The sequence below is a fragment of the Leclercia sp. LSNIH1 genome (assembly GCF_002902985.1).
In the GTDB taxonomy this organism is placed as follows: Bacteria; Pseudomonadota; Gammaproteobacteria; order Enterobacterales; family Enterobacteriaceae; genus Enterobacter.
In genome coordinates this window covers 3,318,300-3,334,359 of the sequence record NZ_CP026167.1, presented here as the reverse complement: position 1 = coordinate 3,334,359, position 16,060 = coordinate 3,318,300, and the positions used below count along the sequence as shown (strand labels likewise).

16 protein-coding genes are annotated in these 16,060 nt (G+C 59.2%); 6 read left to right on the top strand and 10 right to left on the bottom strand.

The window, feature by feature from the left end:
- Positions 1-102: 102 nt before the first annotated feature.
- Positions 103-1,596, top strand: coding sequence for an MFS transporter (locus C2U54_RS16610; protein WP_103179645.1), 1,494 nt, complete (start codon positions 103-105; stop codon positions 1,594-1,596).
- On the opposite strand, the gene C2U54_RS16605 is transcribed toward C2U54_RS16610, so the two are convergent.
- Complete coding sequence (locus C2U54_RS16605; RefSeq protein ID WP_103179644.1) at positions 1,593-2,621, bottom strand: LacI family DNA-binding transcriptional regulator; 1,029 nt, start codon at positions 2,619-2,621, stop codon at positions 1,593-1,595. The genes C2U54_RS16610 and C2U54_RS16605 overlap by 4 nt on opposite strands.
- Positions 2,618-3,376: an MBL fold metallo-hydrolase gene (locus C2U54_RS16600; protein WP_103179643.1), complete on the bottom strand. Its 759-nt coding sequence runs from the start codon at positions 3,374-3,376 to the stop codon at positions 2,618-2,620. The genes C2U54_RS16605 and C2U54_RS16600 overlap by 4 nt, the downstream gene beginning before the upstream one ends.
- 150 nt (positions 3,377-3,526) lie before the next feature.
- Here C2U54_RS16600 and C2U54_RS16595 point away from each other — a divergent pair, with 150 nt between their 5' ends.
- The 4 genes from C2U54_RS16595 to C2U54_RS16580 are packed head-to-tail and all read left to right on the top strand — an operon-like array spanning position 3,527 to position 7,392.
- Complete coding sequence (locus tag C2U54_RS16595; RefSeq protein WP_103179642.1) at positions 3,527-4,510, top strand: ABC transporter ATP-binding protein; 984 nt, start codon at positions 3,527-3,529, stop codon at positions 4,508-4,510.
- A 34-nt stretch (positions 4,511-4,544) separates the two neighbouring features.
- Positions 4,545-5,690, top strand: a complete 1,146-nt coding sequence (locus C2U54_RS16590; RefSeq protein WP_103179641.1) for an ABC transporter substrate-binding protein — start codon at positions 4,545-4,547, stop codon at positions 5,688-5,690.
- 53 nt (positions 5,691-5,743) lie between these two features.
- On the top strand, positions 5,744-6,571 hold the full coding sequence (locus tag C2U54_RS16585) for an ABC transporter permease (protein WP_103179640.1): 828 nt from the start codon (positions 5,744-5,746) through the stop codon (positions 6,569-6,571).
- Positions 6,571-7,392: an ABC transporter permease gene (locus tag C2U54_RS16580; RefSeq protein ID WP_103179639.1), complete on the top strand. Its 822-nt coding sequence runs from the start codon at positions 6,571-6,573 to the stop codon at positions 7,390-7,392. Before C2U54_RS16585 ends, C2U54_RS16580 begins: the two co-directional genes overlap by 1 nt.
- Positions 7,393-7,467: 75 nt before the next feature.
- On the opposite strand, the gene C2U54_RS16575 is transcribed toward C2U54_RS16580, so the two are convergent.
- The 7 genes from C2U54_RS16575 to C2U54_RS16545 are packed head-to-tail and all read right to left on the bottom strand — an operon-like array spanning position 7,468 to position 13,918.
- Complete coding sequence (locus tag C2U54_RS16575) at positions 7,468-8,694, bottom strand: Zn-dependent hydrolase (RefSeq protein WP_103179638.1); 1,227 nt, start codon at positions 8,692-8,694, stop codon at positions 7,468-7,470.
- A complete protein-coding gene (locus C2U54_RS16570) occupies positions 8,691-9,173 on the bottom strand; it encodes an L-2-amino-thiazoline-4-carboxylic acid hydrolase (protein ID WP_103179637.1) in 483 nt (160 codons plus the stop codon). Before C2U54_RS16570 ends, C2U54_RS16575 begins: the two co-directional genes overlap by 4 nt.
- A gap of 17 nt (positions 9,174-9,190) precedes the next feature.
- Positions 9,191-10,348: a branched-chain amino acid ABC transporter substrate-binding protein gene (locus C2U54_RS16565; RefSeq protein WP_103179636.1), complete on the bottom strand. Its 1,158-nt coding sequence runs from the start codon at positions 10,346-10,348 to the stop codon at positions 9,191-9,193.
- Between the two features lie 27 nt (positions 10,349-10,375).
- Positions 10,376-11,095, bottom strand: a complete 720-nt coding sequence (locus C2U54_RS16560; RefSeq protein ID WP_103179635.1) for an ABC transporter ATP-binding protein — start codon at positions 11,093-11,095, stop codon at positions 10,376-10,378.
- On the bottom strand, positions 11,088-11,855 hold the full coding sequence (locus C2U54_RS16555) for an ABC transporter ATP-binding protein (RefSeq protein ID WP_103179634.1): 768 nt from the start codon (positions 11,853-11,855) through the stop codon (positions 11,088-11,090). Before C2U54_RS16555 ends, C2U54_RS16560 begins: the two co-directional genes overlap by 8 nt.
- Complete coding sequence (locus tag C2U54_RS16550; RefSeq protein WP_103179633.1) at positions 11,852-12,958, bottom strand: branched-chain amino acid ABC transporter permease; 1,107 nt, start codon at positions 12,956-12,958, stop codon at positions 11,852-11,854. Before C2U54_RS16550 ends, C2U54_RS16555 begins: the two co-directional genes overlap by 4 nt.
- Positions 12,959-12,967: 9 nt before the next feature.
- On the bottom strand, positions 12,968-13,918 hold the full coding sequence (locus C2U54_RS16545) for a branched-chain amino acid ABC transporter permease (protein ID WP_103179632.1): 951 nt from the start codon (positions 13,916-13,918) through the stop codon (positions 12,968-12,970).
- A gap of 171 nt (positions 13,919-14,089) precedes the next feature.
- Between C2U54_RS16545 and C2U54_RS16540 the strand changes: the two genes are divergently transcribed.
- Positions 14,090-15,022: a LysR substrate-binding domain-containing protein gene (locus C2U54_RS16540; RefSeq protein ID WP_103179631.1), complete on the top strand. Its 933-nt coding sequence runs from the start codon at positions 14,090-14,092 to the stop codon at positions 15,020-15,022.
- Between the two features lie 42 nt (positions 15,023-15,064).
- On the opposite strand, the gene yddG is transcribed toward C2U54_RS16540, so the two are convergent.
- Positions 15,065-15,952 carry an aromatic amino acid DMT transporter YddG gene (gene yddG / locus C2U54_RS16535; protein WP_103179630.1) on the bottom strand — a complete coding sequence of 296 codons (888 nt, stop codon included), beginning with the start codon at positions 15,950-15,952 and terminating at the stop codon, positions 15,065-15,067.
- Positions 15,953-16,060 lie beyond the last annotated feature (108 nt).

Genomic DNA, 16,060 nt, shown 5'->3' with positions numbered 1-16,060 from the left:
AACTGGGGGATCACGAGTGTAACAAAAAGCTGGACATGCGTTCAACTTTCCGTAGGATCGCAATCTGGACATGTGTCCAGTTTTGGTCAAATAAGGAAAATTATGATTCGTCAGTGGGTAGCGTTAGTGATTATTGTGCTCGTTTATATCCCGGTCGCAATTGACGCCACGGTGCTGCACGTTGCCGCGCCGACGCTGAGTATGACCCTGGATGCCAGCGGCAATGAACTGCTGTGGATCATTGATATCTACTCGCTGGTGATGGCCGGGATGGTGCTGCCGATGGGGGCGCTCGGGGATCGTATCGGTTTTAAACGCCTGCTGATCCTGGGCAGTAGCCTGTTCGGCCTCTCGTCGCTGGCGGCGGCGTTTGCGCCCTCCGCCGGGTGGTTGATTGCGGCGCGGGCGCTGCTGGCCATCGGGGCGGCGATGATCATTCCCGCCACCCTCGCCGGGATCCGCACGCTCTTTGCCGATGCGCGCCAGCGCAATATTGCCCTCGGCGTCTGGGCGGCGGTGGGATCTGGCGGGGCGGCCTTCGGCCCGCTGATTGGCGGCATATTACTGGCGCACTTCTACTGGGGCGCGGTGTTTTTAATCAACGTTCCCATCGTGCTGCTGGTGGTCTCCCTGGCGGCGCGTTTTGTGCCCGCCCAGCAGGGCCGACCCGAGCAGCCGCTTAACATCACCCATGCCCTGATGCTGATTGTGGCGATTTTGCTGCTGGTCTACAGCGCCAAAACCGCGCTTAAAGGGGCGATATCGCCGTGGTTGGTGGCGGGGACACTGCTGACCGGGGCAATGATGCTATTGGCATTTATCCGCATTCAGCTTCGCGCCCGCACGCCGATGATCGACCTGCGGCTGTTCGGCCATCGCATTATTTTGAGCGGGGTGGTGATGGCGATGACGGCGATGATCGCCCTGGTGGGCTTTGAGCTGCTGATGGCCCAGGAGCTGCAGTTTGTCCACGGCTTCACCCCCTTTGACGCGGGCATGTTTATGCTGCCGGTAATGGTCGCCAGTGGATTCAGCGGGCCGATTGCCGGGGTGCTGGTCGGGCGTCTGGGTCTGCGGATCGTGGCGACCGGCGGTATGGGCCTGAGTGCGCTCAGCTTCATTGGCCTGTCGATGCTCGACTTCAGCACCCAGCAGTGGCAGGCCTGGAGCCTGATGGTGCTGCTGGGATTCAGTGCGGCGAGCGCGCTGCTGGCCTCGACCTCGGCCATTATGGCTGCCGCGCCAAAAGAGAAAGCCGCCGCTGCCGGGGCGATTGAAACCATGTCCTATGAGCTGGGGGCCGGGCTGGGGATCGCGATCTTTGGCCTGCTCCTGACCCGCAGCTTCTCGGCGTCTATTGAATTGCCCCAGGGGCTGAATGCCAGCCTGGCGGATCACGCGTCCTCCTCCATCGGCGAGGCGGTGAAGGTCGCGCAAGATCTGCCGCCAGCCCTTGCTGAATCGGTGATTGAGGCAGCGAAAACGGCCTTTATCACCTCGCACAGCGTGGCGCTGGGCAGCGCAGGCGGGATGCTGCTGCTGCTGGCCGTCGGGATCTGGTTTAGCCTGGCGAAGGTACCGCGCGACGGGGGCTAAGCCCCTTCGGGCCGGGGGGAGGTGAGTCGGTAAACCAGCTCTACATTCACCCACTCCACCTGCGAAGGCTGGTGCGGGTTTTGCGCCCGCGCCAGCAGCCGCGTCAGGGCGCGGCGCGCGATCCCGGCGACATCCTGATGCAGCGTAGTCAGTTGATAGCTTAACTGACCGCTTTGCGGCGTGTTATCGAAGCCAATCAGATGAAAATCATGCGGGGCCGATTTGCCCCGCTGGCGCATCCCATCCAGAAACCCGCAGGCCAGCTGCGCATTGGCGCAGAAAATTCCCTCCGGCAGCTCGGCCTGATAATCCAGGGCTGTGGCCAGCCCGCCATCGTAACCCTCCGTCGGGGCGGCGAGCCAGCTGAGCTGGCGCAGGGTGTCGACCCCCAGCTGTTGCAGCGCATGGACAAATGCCTCGCCCCGCATCATGCCCGCCCAGGTGGAGGCCGGGTGATTAAGCCAGCCGAAGCGACGGCACCCGGAGTGCCAGAGCTGTTCGGCTGCCAGCTGTGCGCCGCGCTGGTTATCCGAGCAGATAAAATCCACCCACGGCATGTCGGGAGGGCGGTTGATACCGACCACCGGGATCTGCTGGCTGACGCACTCATTCACGATAGCTTCCGGCGGCCTGCCTGAGGTGACTATCACCCCGGAGACGCGAAACTGGGTGAAGCGTCGCAGAGTGTTAACCAGATCCTCCTCGCCGGTGATCTCGCTCACCAGAGCCTGGTAGCCGCGCCGCTGGATCTCATGCAGTAATCCCTCCAGCAGACTGCTGCGAAAGGGATCGCCAATGCGGGCGACGATCACCCCAATCAGCTGGCTCCGCTGGCGGTTCAATCCCTGGGCGAGAAAATTCACCTGATAGCCGAGCTCCCGGGCGGCTTGTAATACCTTTTCCCGGGTGGCGGGGGAGATGCTGCCGTTGCTGCTCAGGGCGCGGGAGACCACGGCGCGGGAAACGCCCGCTCTTCTCGCCACATCCTCGGCGGTCACCGCCTGCTTGCGAGGGGCGTCGCTCACAGCGTTTCTCCCCGGCGAAGGGGCAGCTCGAAGGTCATGCCCTCTTCGCTGACGAACAGACCAGGGTGGGGCTGACAGGCCTGCGCCAGGATGGGGCGGGCGCTGTCGTGGCAATGATAGAGGCCCAGCGCAGGCAGTTTGAGCCGGGTAAAGAGCGCCAGGCAGTCGGGGAAATCGCCATGCGAGGCATCGCCGGGCAGCGCTGTTGCCGAGGCGCACTCCTGAAAGGCCAGATCGGCTCCCGCCATCAGGGCAATACTTTCCGGGGTCGGGCGGCCATCGCCGCTGTAAAACAGGGTGGCGCCCGGCGCCTCAATCCGCAGGGCCAGGTTCGGGATTTCGTGATGGGTAAAGGCGGTCCGCAGGAGCCAGTTCCGCCAGCGCCACTCCGGCGTGCTGTCGCGCCAGTCGATAGCAAAGCAGAGCCCGGTATCCGGCCAGTTCGCGAGGTTTGCCAGCTCAAGCAGTGCCGGGCGGTGGGCAGGCTGGGACCAGATAATCAGCGGTTTCGTTCGCTGAAAACTTTTCCAGTGGTTAAGGAGCGCCGTCAGCCCGGTGCAGTGATCCGGATGGATATGGGTGAAAAAGAGGGCATCAATGTCGTTTACGTCCAGTCCCCGTTGCCATAAGGCGCGGGGAATGGTTGGCCCGCAATCAATCAGCAGCTGATAGCCCGCGTTATCGATGACCCGGATTGCCGACGTATTATTCAGCAGGGAGAAAGCACTGCCGCAACCCAGAATATCTATTTTCATTTCGCCTCACCAAAATTTTTGCGGACTTAATCAAATTGTCACAAACAGACGACACAGTAGGCGCACATAATGGCGCTGGAACGTTGCGTTTTTTTTACAAAAAAATGAACACGTGTTCATCGGCGACGTGAAAGAATTAAGGGATCGTGCGTGAGTTATTTGCAAATAGATAAACTGAAAGTTGCCTACGGGAATAATATTGTCCTTCACGATATCCATCTGGCGGTCGGTAAGGGCGAGATGATCGCGCTTCTCGGCCCCTCTGGCTGCGGAAAGACGACACTGCTCAATGCGTTATGCGGTTTTTTACCCGTGCACTCCGGTACCGTGGCGATTAATGGCCGGGATATCACCCATAGCTCCCCGGAACAGCGAAATATCACCATGGTGTTTCAGAGTTATGCCTTGTGGCCGCATTTGACGGTCGCGCAAAATATCGGTTACGGATTAAAAGTCCGTCGCGTTAAAAAAGAGGAAATAACCCGTCGGGTGCAGGCGCTATTAAAAATAATTAACCTCGAAGGTTATGCGGAAATAAAGGTAACGGCCCTTTCTGGCGGTCAGCGTCAGCGGGTTGCCCTGGCCCGGGCGCTGGCAATTGAACCCGATGTGCTGGTGCTCGATGAGCCCCTGTCGAACCTGGATGCCAAAGTGCGCCTCAATGTGCGCCATGAGATCAAAGCGCTACAAAAGAGACTCGGCTTCACCTCGCTGATCGTCACTCACGACCAGCAGGAAGCGCTGGTGATGGCCGACAGAATTGCCGTGCTCAATAACGGTCGCATCGAACAGATCGGCACCCCGGAGGCAATTTACCACCGCCCGGCAACGCCTTTTGTCGCCGATTTTATGGGGGCGGATAACTGCATCACACCTGATGAGGGGCAGGGGAGAACGCTCTATTTTCGCAGCGCCGATATCGCCATGCATGCCGCACTGCCGTCCGCGCCGGGAGGATTAACCCTCGAAGGGATTGTTGAGGAGAGTGCCTTCTTAGGTCATCACTACCGGCACAGCGTGCGCTGTGGTGGAAAGATCTTACTCGCAGACTCAGCAACATGCTGGCCTGACCGTTCGCCAGTGGTGCTGCATGTGCCTGATGCTGCGCTCCATGCCTTTGAACCTGCTTTGTAATGCCAACCGACACACACTTTTCTGGGGATCAATCATGTCCGTAAAAACAAAAATGGCTATCACTGCCGCACTTTATCTGGGCTGCCTGCACGCTGCGCATGCCGAAACGGTACTTAACGTTGCCACCGCCGGGGACCAGAATATGGTGGATTACGTCAAAACCTGGCTGGGGCCGAAATTTGAAGCCACCCATCCGGGAGTAAAAGTGCAGGTGGTCGGCACCGGGCCCGGCGATGCCGGATCAAATAAGATCGTTGAAAAGCTGACGGCGCAGGCGCAGAGCAGCGCGAAAAGCTGGGATATAGATGTGGCGGTGGTCCATCAGGCCGCAGGCGGCCAGCTGGTAGAGAAAGGGCTGCTTGAGAATTACCGCCAGGCGGTGAAAACCGGCACCATGACCACCGCAGAGAACGCTAAAAACGCCCTGGGGGTCAACGTTGACGGCTACGTGATGCCTATGTTCCTGAGCCAGACGGCGATGGCTTACAACAGCGATCTCATCACCACTCCGCCGAAATCTTATGACGAGCTGGTGCAGTGGTCGGAAAAAAATCCCAAAGCCTTCGGCTATAACGGCATCAAAAACGGTATGTCAGGCGTGAGCTTTGTGGTGGGCTGGATCTACGCCTATGGCACGCCAGCCGAGCGCCTTACCGCGCTGCCGTATGATAAAGGGGTTGAAAAAGAGTGGGGCCCGGCCTGGACGAAGCTGAAAGCATTTAATAAAAACGTCACCTTTACCCCGGGCAATGCCGGGACGCTGGATATGCTCAGCCGGGGCGAAATCGCTATGGGGCCGGTATGGGTGGATATGTTCTACAGCTGGAAAGATCAGGGCAAGCTGCCGCCGTCCATCAAGCTTACCTTAATCGCACCCGGTATGCCGGGGCAGCCAATGTATTACGTCATCCCGGCCAAAGCCACCCAGGCAAAACTGGCGCAGGAGTTTATCGAGCTGGCGACCAGCCCGGAGATTCAGGCGGAGGGGATCGTGAAGCAATTTAACTGGTACCCGGGCATCGACGCGAAATATGTGAAGGGGGCGCTGGATGATGCGACGTGGCAGAAGCTGTTCGCGGAAATTTCGCCAGAAACTTTATCGGAGAACGGCAAAAGTTTCCCTCTCAAACCCTACTTTGACGCTATCAAAGAAGGTTATGAGAGCCAGGTTTCGAACTGAGGGTATGGCGTGCCTGGCAGAATATTGCCAGGCACCTTTAGCGGTGATTATTCATGCGACAGACATTTAACGCTTTCCTGCTGGTTCTTCCGGCGACGCTGATGATTGGCATCTTCTTTCTCTGGCCGCTGGGCTATTCGCTTATTTCGGCTTTTACCCATGAAACAGGTTTGACGCTGGCGCACTTTGAAAAAGTGTTTAGCCTCTATTCGAACGATATTCTCTTTACCCTGATCATTGTGCTGGTTTCACTGGCGATCCTGGCGCTGCTCTCCATCATTATTTCCGCCGTGATTGTGCTCTCGCCCTGTCGTCGTCTCGTTAAAGCGCTGGCCTTTTTATACCGCCTGCCGCTGTTTATCCCATTCATCGTTGCCGCGCAGATGATGCGGACCTTCCTGGCAAAAAACGGCCTGATGAACAATTCCCTGGTTGCCCTCGGCGTAATGACGCCGATGGAGACCACCTCGCTGCTGGGCTGGAGCGGGATCATTATTACCTTTGTCTGGAAACAGATGGCCTTTACCACGCTGCTGATTAGCGGCGCCATGGCGGCGGTGGAGTCTACCCATATTCTGGCGGCGAAAAACCTCGGTGCCTCCCGGGTGCGTATCCTGTTCGACATTATTTTGCCCCAGGTGTTGCCGACCATTGGCATCGCGATGGTGTTATCGACGGTCACCATGATGTCGGTGTTGTCAGTTCCTCTGATGATCGGCACTGGCGCCCCAACAATGATGACCGTTGATATGGCATTTCGCGTCAACTCGTATGGCGACTATCCGGTTGCCAATGCGATGGGGGTCATCTCGTACCTGATGTGCGCCGCGATGTCCTGGTTCTATCTGCGCCACAGCCTGAATGCAAAAGGAAACCCCTGATGAACACGCTGTTTAATAGAGTTCGCGGTAGCTTTATTCTGCAAACCCTGCTGCTTACCTTTCTGGTGCTGGCGCTGTTTGGCCCGCTGCTGAACCTGCTGATCTGGACGGTGGCGGAGAGCTGGTTTTTCCCGCACACCTTGCCCAGTCAGTGGGGGCTGAAGTACTGGGGGCAGGTTTTTAGCCCTTACAGTGACGTCTCCGGTTCGTTGTCCATCAGCGTCCTGATAGCCCTTCTGTCGGTGGTGGTGTGTCTGCTGATTTCAATCCCGGCAGGGTACGCACTTTCGCACCGGTCCATGCCGTGCCGCGCCTTCTTTATGCTGCTGTTTTTGATCCCGCAGGCTTTCCCGAACCTGACGGTCTATATGAACGTGGCGCGGCTGTTCTACCAGTGGGGGTTGAACGGGACGATTGCCGGGGTAGTGCTGGTGCACAGCGTGCACGGGCTGATGTACTCCATCTGGATAAGCGTCGCGGCGTTCTCGGCGCTCGATCCGCTGCTGGCGCGGGCGTCACGCAATCTGGGCGCCGGGCCGGTCTACACCTTTTTCCATATCATCCTGCCGCAGGCCGCCCCCGGGTTGATTGCCGCCAGTATCTTTGTCTTTCTTGAGTCGCTGGATGAGTTTACCGCCACGTTCTTTGTCGGCGCGCCGGAGATCAACACGCTGCCAATACTGCTCTATACCGCCAGCATGTCGGGAAATTATCAGATGTCCTCCATTACGGCGCTGATTCTGCTGGTGCCGTCGGTGATCTTTATGTTGGTGATCCATAAATTTATGCGCCCGGAGATGCTGTCGAAGCTGGGGAAATAACCGCAATTAGTTACAACATACTGTAAGCGTTTTCGATTAATGGTTCCCCGGCCGTTGGCCGGGGAAAGTGCCTGTTTATGTCTCCTGCGCCGCACTCAGCACGCTATGCAGCAACACATTGGCCCCTTTTTCTGACCATTCCGGATGAATCTTTTCCGCTTCGTTATGGCTAATACCCTTCACGCAGGGGATAAAGATCATGCTGGCAGGCGCGATTTTGCTGACGTAACAGGTATCGTGCCCGGCGCCGGATACCATCGATTTTGATGAATAGCCCAGCGCGGCCACAGCCTGTTCCGTTCGGACAAGACAGGTTTCATCAAAGGCGATCGGTGCATAGTCGAAGATGCGCTCGACGCTGGCACTCACGCCACGCGCCGAAAGGCCTGCAGCCGCCTGATGCAGCGCGGTTTCCATCGCCTCCAGCGCCTCGCTGAGCGGATGGCGGAATTCTACGCTGCACACCACCCGGGACGGGACGACGTTTCGTGAATTCGGGGTTACGTTCACCATGCCGATGGTGGCACGCCCGTCCGGGGCATGTTGATAACCGATCGCCTCCACCTTCAGCGCCAGCTCCGCAAAAGCGGTCAACGCATCGCGGCGGCTGTGCATTGGCGTGGTGCCCGCATGTGCGGCAAACCCGTCGAGGGTAAGGGTAAACCAGCGCTGACCCATCGCCGCACGCACCAGGCCGATATCGATGGCTTCGTCTTCCAGAATAGGCCCCTGTTCGATATGCAGCTCATAGCAGGCGTGGATCGGGAAGGCGCGGGCAGGGCGGGGGCCACGATAGCCGATGGCCTCAAGGGCGTCGCGAACGGTGATCTGTTTGCTGTCCATCCTGGCGTAAGCAAAGGCTTCGGAAAGTTGACCCGCCCAGACCCCGGAGGCGAGCATCGCCGGGGCAAAGCGCGCGCCTTCTTCGTTGGTCCAGTTCACCAGCACGATATCGCGCTCGGTTTCTACCTGACGATCGTTCAGGGTGCGCAGCAGCTCCAGCCCGGCCAGCACGCCGTAGATCCCGTCATAGTTGCCGCCGAGCGGCTGGGAATCCACGTGGGAACCGGTCATCACCGGGGGCAGCGCCGGGTTTTTACCGGCGCGGCGGATAAACATGTTGCCCATGCTGTCCACTTCGCAGCTAAAACCGGCCTCCAGTGCCCACTCGCGCAGCAGGTTGCGGGCAATACGGTCTTCCTCGCTTAGCGCCAGGCGGGTCACCCCGCCGGCGGGGGTGCCGCCGATCTGCGCCATCGTCTCGAGCGTAGACCACAAACGGTCTGCATTAACGCGGATCATGCTTTGTCCTTCGTGCTGCGGTAGCGGAAGTCGCAGCATGCGCCGCCCTGCATAATGGTGGTGGTGCGGGTCAGCTCCACGTCCGGCGCGTAGCCGACGATGAATTTCTCATCCCGGGCGCACGACAGCAGATGGCCGATCTCGCCGAGGCCCATCTCGTGATACATCTCGGCATAGCGGCAGCGGGTCACGTTGTAGTTGTACTGCTGGTCGTCGGCGTCGATCACCTTCACGTCGAGAGCGTTATCCTTCTCCCACAGATACTGCAGAGCAATAAAGCTCTTCACGTCCGCGCCGTTTGGCTCCTTGCGGGCAAATTCTTTGCCCGCATTAATGGCGGCCTGCTCAATGGCCTCGCCAATCACCGCCTGGGCGCGGGACTTGCCGATCTCACGCACCAGGATTTCATAAATTGGTTTAATAATTTCTGCTTCAATTTTGCGGCGGGCAAGAATGCCCAGCTCATTATTATCACTCATCACATTGCCTCACTGCGTTACTTAGCTTTTGCGCCGCCGAGCACGGTCTGCGGCTGCCATTTGCCATCGACCACTTTATAGACGGTGAAGGACGGGGCCTTCAGGTTGCCCTGATCGTCAAAGGCGATCTGCCCGGTGACGCCGGAGTAGCTGATGGCGCGCAGGGCAGGCAGGTACTCTGCCGGATCAACCGAGTCGGCTTTTTCCATCGCGGCAACCAGTACGCGGGTGGCGTCATAGGCGAACGGGGCATGAAGTTCAATATGGGTGTGGTAGCGGGACTGGTATGCCTGCTCGAAGGTCTTGCCGCCCGGCATCTGATCCACCGGCAGGCCCGGCTCCAGCGCGACAACGCCTTCACCCTCTTTCTGCGCCAGCTGCAGGAAGGTCTGGCTGACAAAGCCGCCTGCGCCCATCAGGGTCGTCTTCATACCCAGCTGTTTGATACGACGTGCCAGCGGTGCCGCCTGGCTGTCCACGCCGCCGAAGAAGATCAGATCGGCGTTCTTACTGCGAATGGCGGTCAGTACGGCGCTAAAGTCGACGGTTTTGTCGTCAACGTACTGGCGGTCAACAATCTTCACGCCCTGGGCTTCCAGCGATTTAATAAACTCATCCGCCAGGCCCTGACCAAAGGCGGTACGATCGTCGATGACCGCGATGCGTTTGGCTTTAAGGGTATTTACCGCGTACTGTCCGGCAAACTGGCCACCGTCATCGTCGTGACCCATCACGCGGAAGCTGGTGTCGAACCCCTGTCTGGTATAGGCATGACCGGTAGCAACGGGGGCCACCTGAGCGATACCGGCATCGTGATAGACGCGGGCCGCCGGGATGCTGGTGCCGGTGTTCCAGTGGCCGACTACGCCTGCCACGCCGGTATCCACCAGACGCTGAGCCACAGCCACGGCGGTGCGCGGATCCGACTGGTCATCTTCCGACTGCAGCTTGAAAGTCACCGCCTTGCCGCCGATGCTCGGGTGCTGTTTGTTGATATCGTCAATCGCCAGCTGCGCGCCATTCTCCAGATCTTTACCGATACGGGCAGACGGGCCGGTCAGCGGACCCGCCAGGCCGATCACCACGGTTTCGCTGTCGGCGGCCCAGGCGCCGGTAGAGGCAAATCCGCTGAGCACAATGGCCGCGCTGAGCGCGCTGATTTTAATGGTTTTCATTATTTTTCCCTGATATTGGTTGGTGTGTTAAGCGGGCATTTCGCCCAAATAAATCTGTGCAATCTGGTCGTCGTCGAGCATCGCCCTGGACTCGCCGTGATGAACGATGCTGCCGCTGTCCATCACCCAGGCCTGATCGGTCACCTCCAGCGCCAGCCGGGCGTTTTGCTCGATCAGCAACAACGCCACGCCGCGCTCGCGCAGTCCGGCGATGACGGCGAAAATGTTCTCGACCATTTTGGGCGCCAGGCCCATCGAGGGTTCGTCGAGGATCAGCAGGCGCGGGCGGCTGAGCAGGGCGCGGTTCAGGGCTAAGAGCTGCTGTTCCCCGCCTGAGAGCAGTCCGGCCAGCTGGTGCTGGCGTTCGCCCAGACGCGGGAAACGTTCGAAAATCGCGTTCATCTCCTGCCGGACGGTGACAGTGTCACGGCGGAGCCAGGCGCCCATCTGCAGGTTTTCCAGCACCGTCATGCGGGCGAAGATGCCCCGGCCTTCCGGAACCATCACCAGCCCGTCGCGCAGCAGCGCTTCGGCTTTCTGTTTGCGGTTCGATTTGCCATTAAATTCGATGTTACCGCCAAAACGCTCCAGTCCGGTGATGGCCCGCACGGTGGAACTTTTGCCTGCGCCGTTAGCCCCAATGAGCGTGGCCTGTTCGCCTTCACCCAGGCTAAAGGAGACATCCCGTACTGCCTGGATACCACCGTAATGCACGTCCAGACGTTCCACTTTCAGTAATTCAGACATGGGCATTGCCTCCAAGCCAGGCGGCGATCACCGCCGGGTCGCGACGCACGCTGTCAGGGGTACCGCTGGCCAGCGTTTTGCCGTAATCAAGCACCGTGAGCCGATCGCAAATCCCCATCACCAGCTTGACGTCGTGTTCAATCATTAGCAGGGTTTTGCCGTCGTCACGAATACGGGTCAGCAGCTCACCCAGCGCCACTTTTTCCGCCGCGTTCATCCCGGCGGCGGGTTCATCCAGCGCCAGCAGCAGCGGATCGGTCGCCAGCGCGCGGGCGATCTCCAGCCGCCGCTGATGGCCGTAAGCCAGATCGCAGGCGCGGTAGTGGGCAAACTTCGCAATACCGGTGTAGGCCAGCCAGTGCCAGGCCTGCTCGAGGGTCTGAGCTTCTTCTGCCCGGGCGCGTTTGTGACGGCTCAGCGCCGCCCAGAGCCCGTTGTGGGTGCGCACGTGGCGACCCACCATCACGTTCTCCAGCACCGACATCTCGTTAAACAGACGCACGTTCTGGAAGGTACGGGCGATGCCCGCGGCAGTTACCTTTTCGATCTGGTTCGGGAAGTAGGGCTTATCGGCAATGGCGAACTCACCGCTGTCAGCGGGATACAGGCCGGTGATGAGGTTAAAGCAGGTGGTTTTTCCCGCGCCGTTGGGGCCAATCAGGCCGTAGATCTCGCCCTTATTAATCGACAGCGAGACGTTATCCACGGCGGTAAGGCCGCCAAAGCGTTTGGACATATTGCGCACGGTTAACAGGCTCATGCTTTTACCTCCTTGTGGCGCTTCGGCCAGATGCCCGACGGGCGAACCAGCATCACCAGCACCAGCGCCAGGCCGTAAAACAGCTGACGCAGGATCTCCGGATCAATCAGTACCGAACCAAACAGCGCCTGCTGCACCGGGGCCGCCTGGCTGCGCAGCAGCTCCGGCAGGGCGGTGAGCAGTACCGCGCCGAGGATCACCCCCGGGATATGGCCCATCCCACCCAGCACCACCATCGCCAGTACGGCTATGGACTCCTGCAGGGTGAAGGATTCCGGCGAGACAAAGCCCTGGAAGGCGCCGAACAGCGCCCCGGCCACACCGCCAAAGGAGGCACCCATGGCAAAGGCCAGCAGCTTAAAGTTGCGCACGTTGATACCCATTGCCCGGGCGACATCTTCGTCTTCACGGATAGCGTGCCACGCCCGGCCAATACGTGAGTGTTGCAGGCGAAGGCAGACAAAAATGATCCCGACAATCACCAGCATCAGCAGGTAGTACCAGAGCCACAGGGCGGGCACTTTGACGCCGAACCAGTGGTAAACGCCGCTGAACTTCAGGCCGAACAGGTTGAGGGTGTCAACGCCGGTAATGCCTTTTGCGCCGTTGGTGATGTTCACCGGGCGGTCGAGGTTACGCATCAGAATGCGGATGATCTCCCCGAAGCCGAGGGTCACAATCGCCAGGTAATCCCCGCGCAGCTTCAGCGTCGGGGCACCCAGCAGAATGCCGCATACCGCCGCGACCAGCGCTGCAATCGGGATAATCAGCAGGTACGAGGTGTGCAGCCCGTGCGGGAACCAGAGGTTCAGGATCGGGAACACGTCTGCGAGATGCGGTGACGCCATAAGCGCCGCCAGATAGGCGCCAACGGCATAGAAGGCGATAAAGCCCATATCCAGCAGGCCGGTGTAGCCGACAACGATATTCAGCCCCAGCGCCAGCATGATGTAGAGCAGGGCGAAGTCGATCACCCGCACCCAGTAGTTGCCGCCCAGCTGGGTAGCCACAACCGGCGCAAGCAGGAGGGCAAGCACGAAGAGGGTCATGCCGGACCAGAATTTACCGCTGGCCGCCGGGGTTTTGATTTCAATGGCAGTCATGATTTCTCCTTACGCCCTGTGCGCCACGCGCTCGCCCAACAGACCAGCCGGACGGAAGACCAGCACCAGAATCAGAACGATAAAGGCGAATACGTCCTGGTAGTTACTGCCGAACACGCCGTGAGTCAGTTCGCCGAGATAACCGGCGCCCAGCGCTTCGATAATCCCGAGCAGGATCCCGCCAATCATCGCCCCGCGAATATTGCCGATGCCGCCGAGCACCGCCGCGGTAAAGGCTTTAATGCCGGGCAGGAAGCCCATCGAGAAGCTGGCGTTGCCGTAATTGCTGGCCATCATCACCCCGGCGAGTGCGGCAAAAACGCCGCCGATGGCAAAGGTCAGAGTGATGATGGCGTTCGGATTAACGCCCATCAGGGTGGCGACGCGTGGGTTTTCAGCCACCGCCCGCATACCCCGGCCAAGGCGGGTATACTCCACCAGCAGCCACAGGCCGGTCATGACGATCAGTGCCAGCGCCACGGTGACGATGCCGGTGACCGTGACAATCGCCGGGGGATGCGCCTCGCTGCCCGCCGTGATAGCAATCGGGTCCATCGGCAGGATCTGCGGGAACATCAGCGGATTACGCGACCAGATAATCATCGCCACGGTTTGCAGCAGCACCGATACGCCAATCCCGGAGATCAGCGGTGCCAGCCGCGGCGCATTTCGCAGGCGGCGGTAGGCAAAGCGCTCAACGGACATCGCCAGCAGGGCGCAGACCGTCATGGCGATCAGCAGCGCAAAGCCGAGCTGTAACAGCTGCGGCATGGCGGGGAAATAGCCGGTCAGGAGATTCAGCGCCGACAGAGTGGTCAGCGCGCCGACCATCAAAATATCGCCATGGGCGAAGTTAATAATGCGCAAAATGCCATACACCATGGTATAGCCCAGCGCGATCAGCGCGTAGATGCTGCCCAGCATCACGCCGTTGATCAGTTGTTGTATGAGTGTGTCCAACGTTGTTACCCGACAAATTGCTCTTTTCAGCGGCTAACATCTAATAATTGAATTAAATTGTGAAATACACATATATTCTTTCTTATGATTTTTGGAGCTTGCTTTATCTGATTGATTTTAATGATGATGATAAATGGCTGATTAACCGGATTATCCATAACAGATCAATATATGAATAAAACAGAACAATCCCTGGCGTTGTCGGCCTTTGCCGAGAGCCGACTGGCGAACGATCCGCCGCTGCGGGCGGTGCGGGCCTTCGAGGCGATAGCGCGGCTGGGAAGCGTGACGCAGGCGGCTCAGGAGCTGGACATATCGCCCTCGGCGGTGAGTCACCAGCTGAAAGTGCTGGAAGGATACTTACAGATGCCGCTCACCGAGCGTCAGGGGCGCGGGCTGATCCTGAGCCAGCAGGGGCGGGATTATTACCGTTCCATCCGCGCGGCCTTTAACGTGCTGCGCCAGGCCACCGGGCATCTGCTGGAGCAGGTGCAGACCCGCCAGGTGACCATCAGCCTGATCCCGCTTTTCGGCATGGGGTGGTTTATCCCGCGTCTGCCCGGGTTTATGCGCGCTAACCCACAGACCGAGATCAACGTGGTCTACGCCAACCACCGCAACTACCTGAGTGACGCGTCGGATATGTCCATCCGCTTCGGCAACGGCCAGTGGGCGGGCTACCAGAGTGAAAAGCTGATCTCCGGGCAGATGGTGCCAGTCTGTAGCCGGGCATTTTTGCGCCTTCACGGGCATGTTGATACTCCCGAACAGCTATTACAGATGCCGCTGTTGCATGATGAAGAGCGCGCCACCTGGCAGCAGTGGTTTATCCAGCAGGGGGTGAAACGCCCGCTGCGGCGCAGTGGCCCGATGTTTGAAGACGGGCTGTTAACCCTGGCGGGCGTGCAGGCAGGGCTGGGCTGCGCGTTGATGCGCGAACCGTTGATTGCGCCCTATCTGGAGAGCGGTGAGCTGGTGAAGATCTTCGATCTCCCTATCGACGATGGCCGGGATTACTACCTGTGCGTGCGTCAGGATGGAGAGATGAGTCAGGACGGGAAGTTGTTGCAGAGCTGGTTGCGGCGGGCGGCTGGGCAGGAATAGTCTTCGCCGGGTGGCGGCTTCGCCTTACCCGGCCTACAAAACTCACTCCCTACGTGCCCGGGTGGCGTACCAGCACAATAGCGATCCGGCGCACACCATCATCGCTCCCTGCCAGAAGCTGAACGACAGCGGCGCATTCAGCAGCACCGCTGCCAGTGCCGCTGACAGTACCGGGGTGAAATAGGATGCTGCCGCCAGCAGCGTTACGTTGCCGTGCAAGATACCGATATTCCACGACGCGTAGCCAAACCCCAGCGCCACGCCGCACATCAAAAGTTTGATCACCACCGGCACGCTAAACACCATCTCCGGCTGCGGGCTGAAAGCATATTTCAGCCACAGGGTCAGGGCGGTGAGCAATACAAACAGGGTGATCCCGTTCTGGCCGTTGGCGTATTTACTGGTCACGGTGCAGTAGGCTGCCCAGATGAAAGCGCCAACGAACGCCAGGCCGTAACTTAGCGGGTTGGAGGTGATGTTACGGGCGATATCCGTTGGGTTCAGCCCATTTTCGCCGCCTAATACCCAGCTTACCCCCAGCAGGGCGATGATCAGGCCCGGGATCACCCATAGGGTGGTTTTCTGGCCGTTGAACAGGATGGCGAACAGAATGGTCAGGCTCGGCCAGAGATAATTCACCATCCCCACCTCAATCGCCTGGTGGCGAGTGGCGGCATAGCCTAACGAGAGGGCAAGACAGATTTCATAGCTGACAAACAGTACGCTGCCGGCAATGAGATAGCGGGGCGAGAAACGTCGCAGCCTGGGGAAACCCACCGTTACCAGACAGAGTAAACCGCTTAGCGTATAGATTGCCGCCGCGCCCCCAACCGGACCTAATCCCTCGCTAACGCCCCTAATCAGACCCACCATCGTGCTCCAGAGCACGATCGCGGCCAGACCGACCAGGGTGGCTTTTTTTCTCTCCATCGTATTTCCACCGGCTATCAATTTAAGGGGCAAATTTATAGCACTGTTTCAGTACCTTCCGCGAATTTATCTGTGCCGAAGTAACCCTTTAGCATTAGCAAAAGCCGC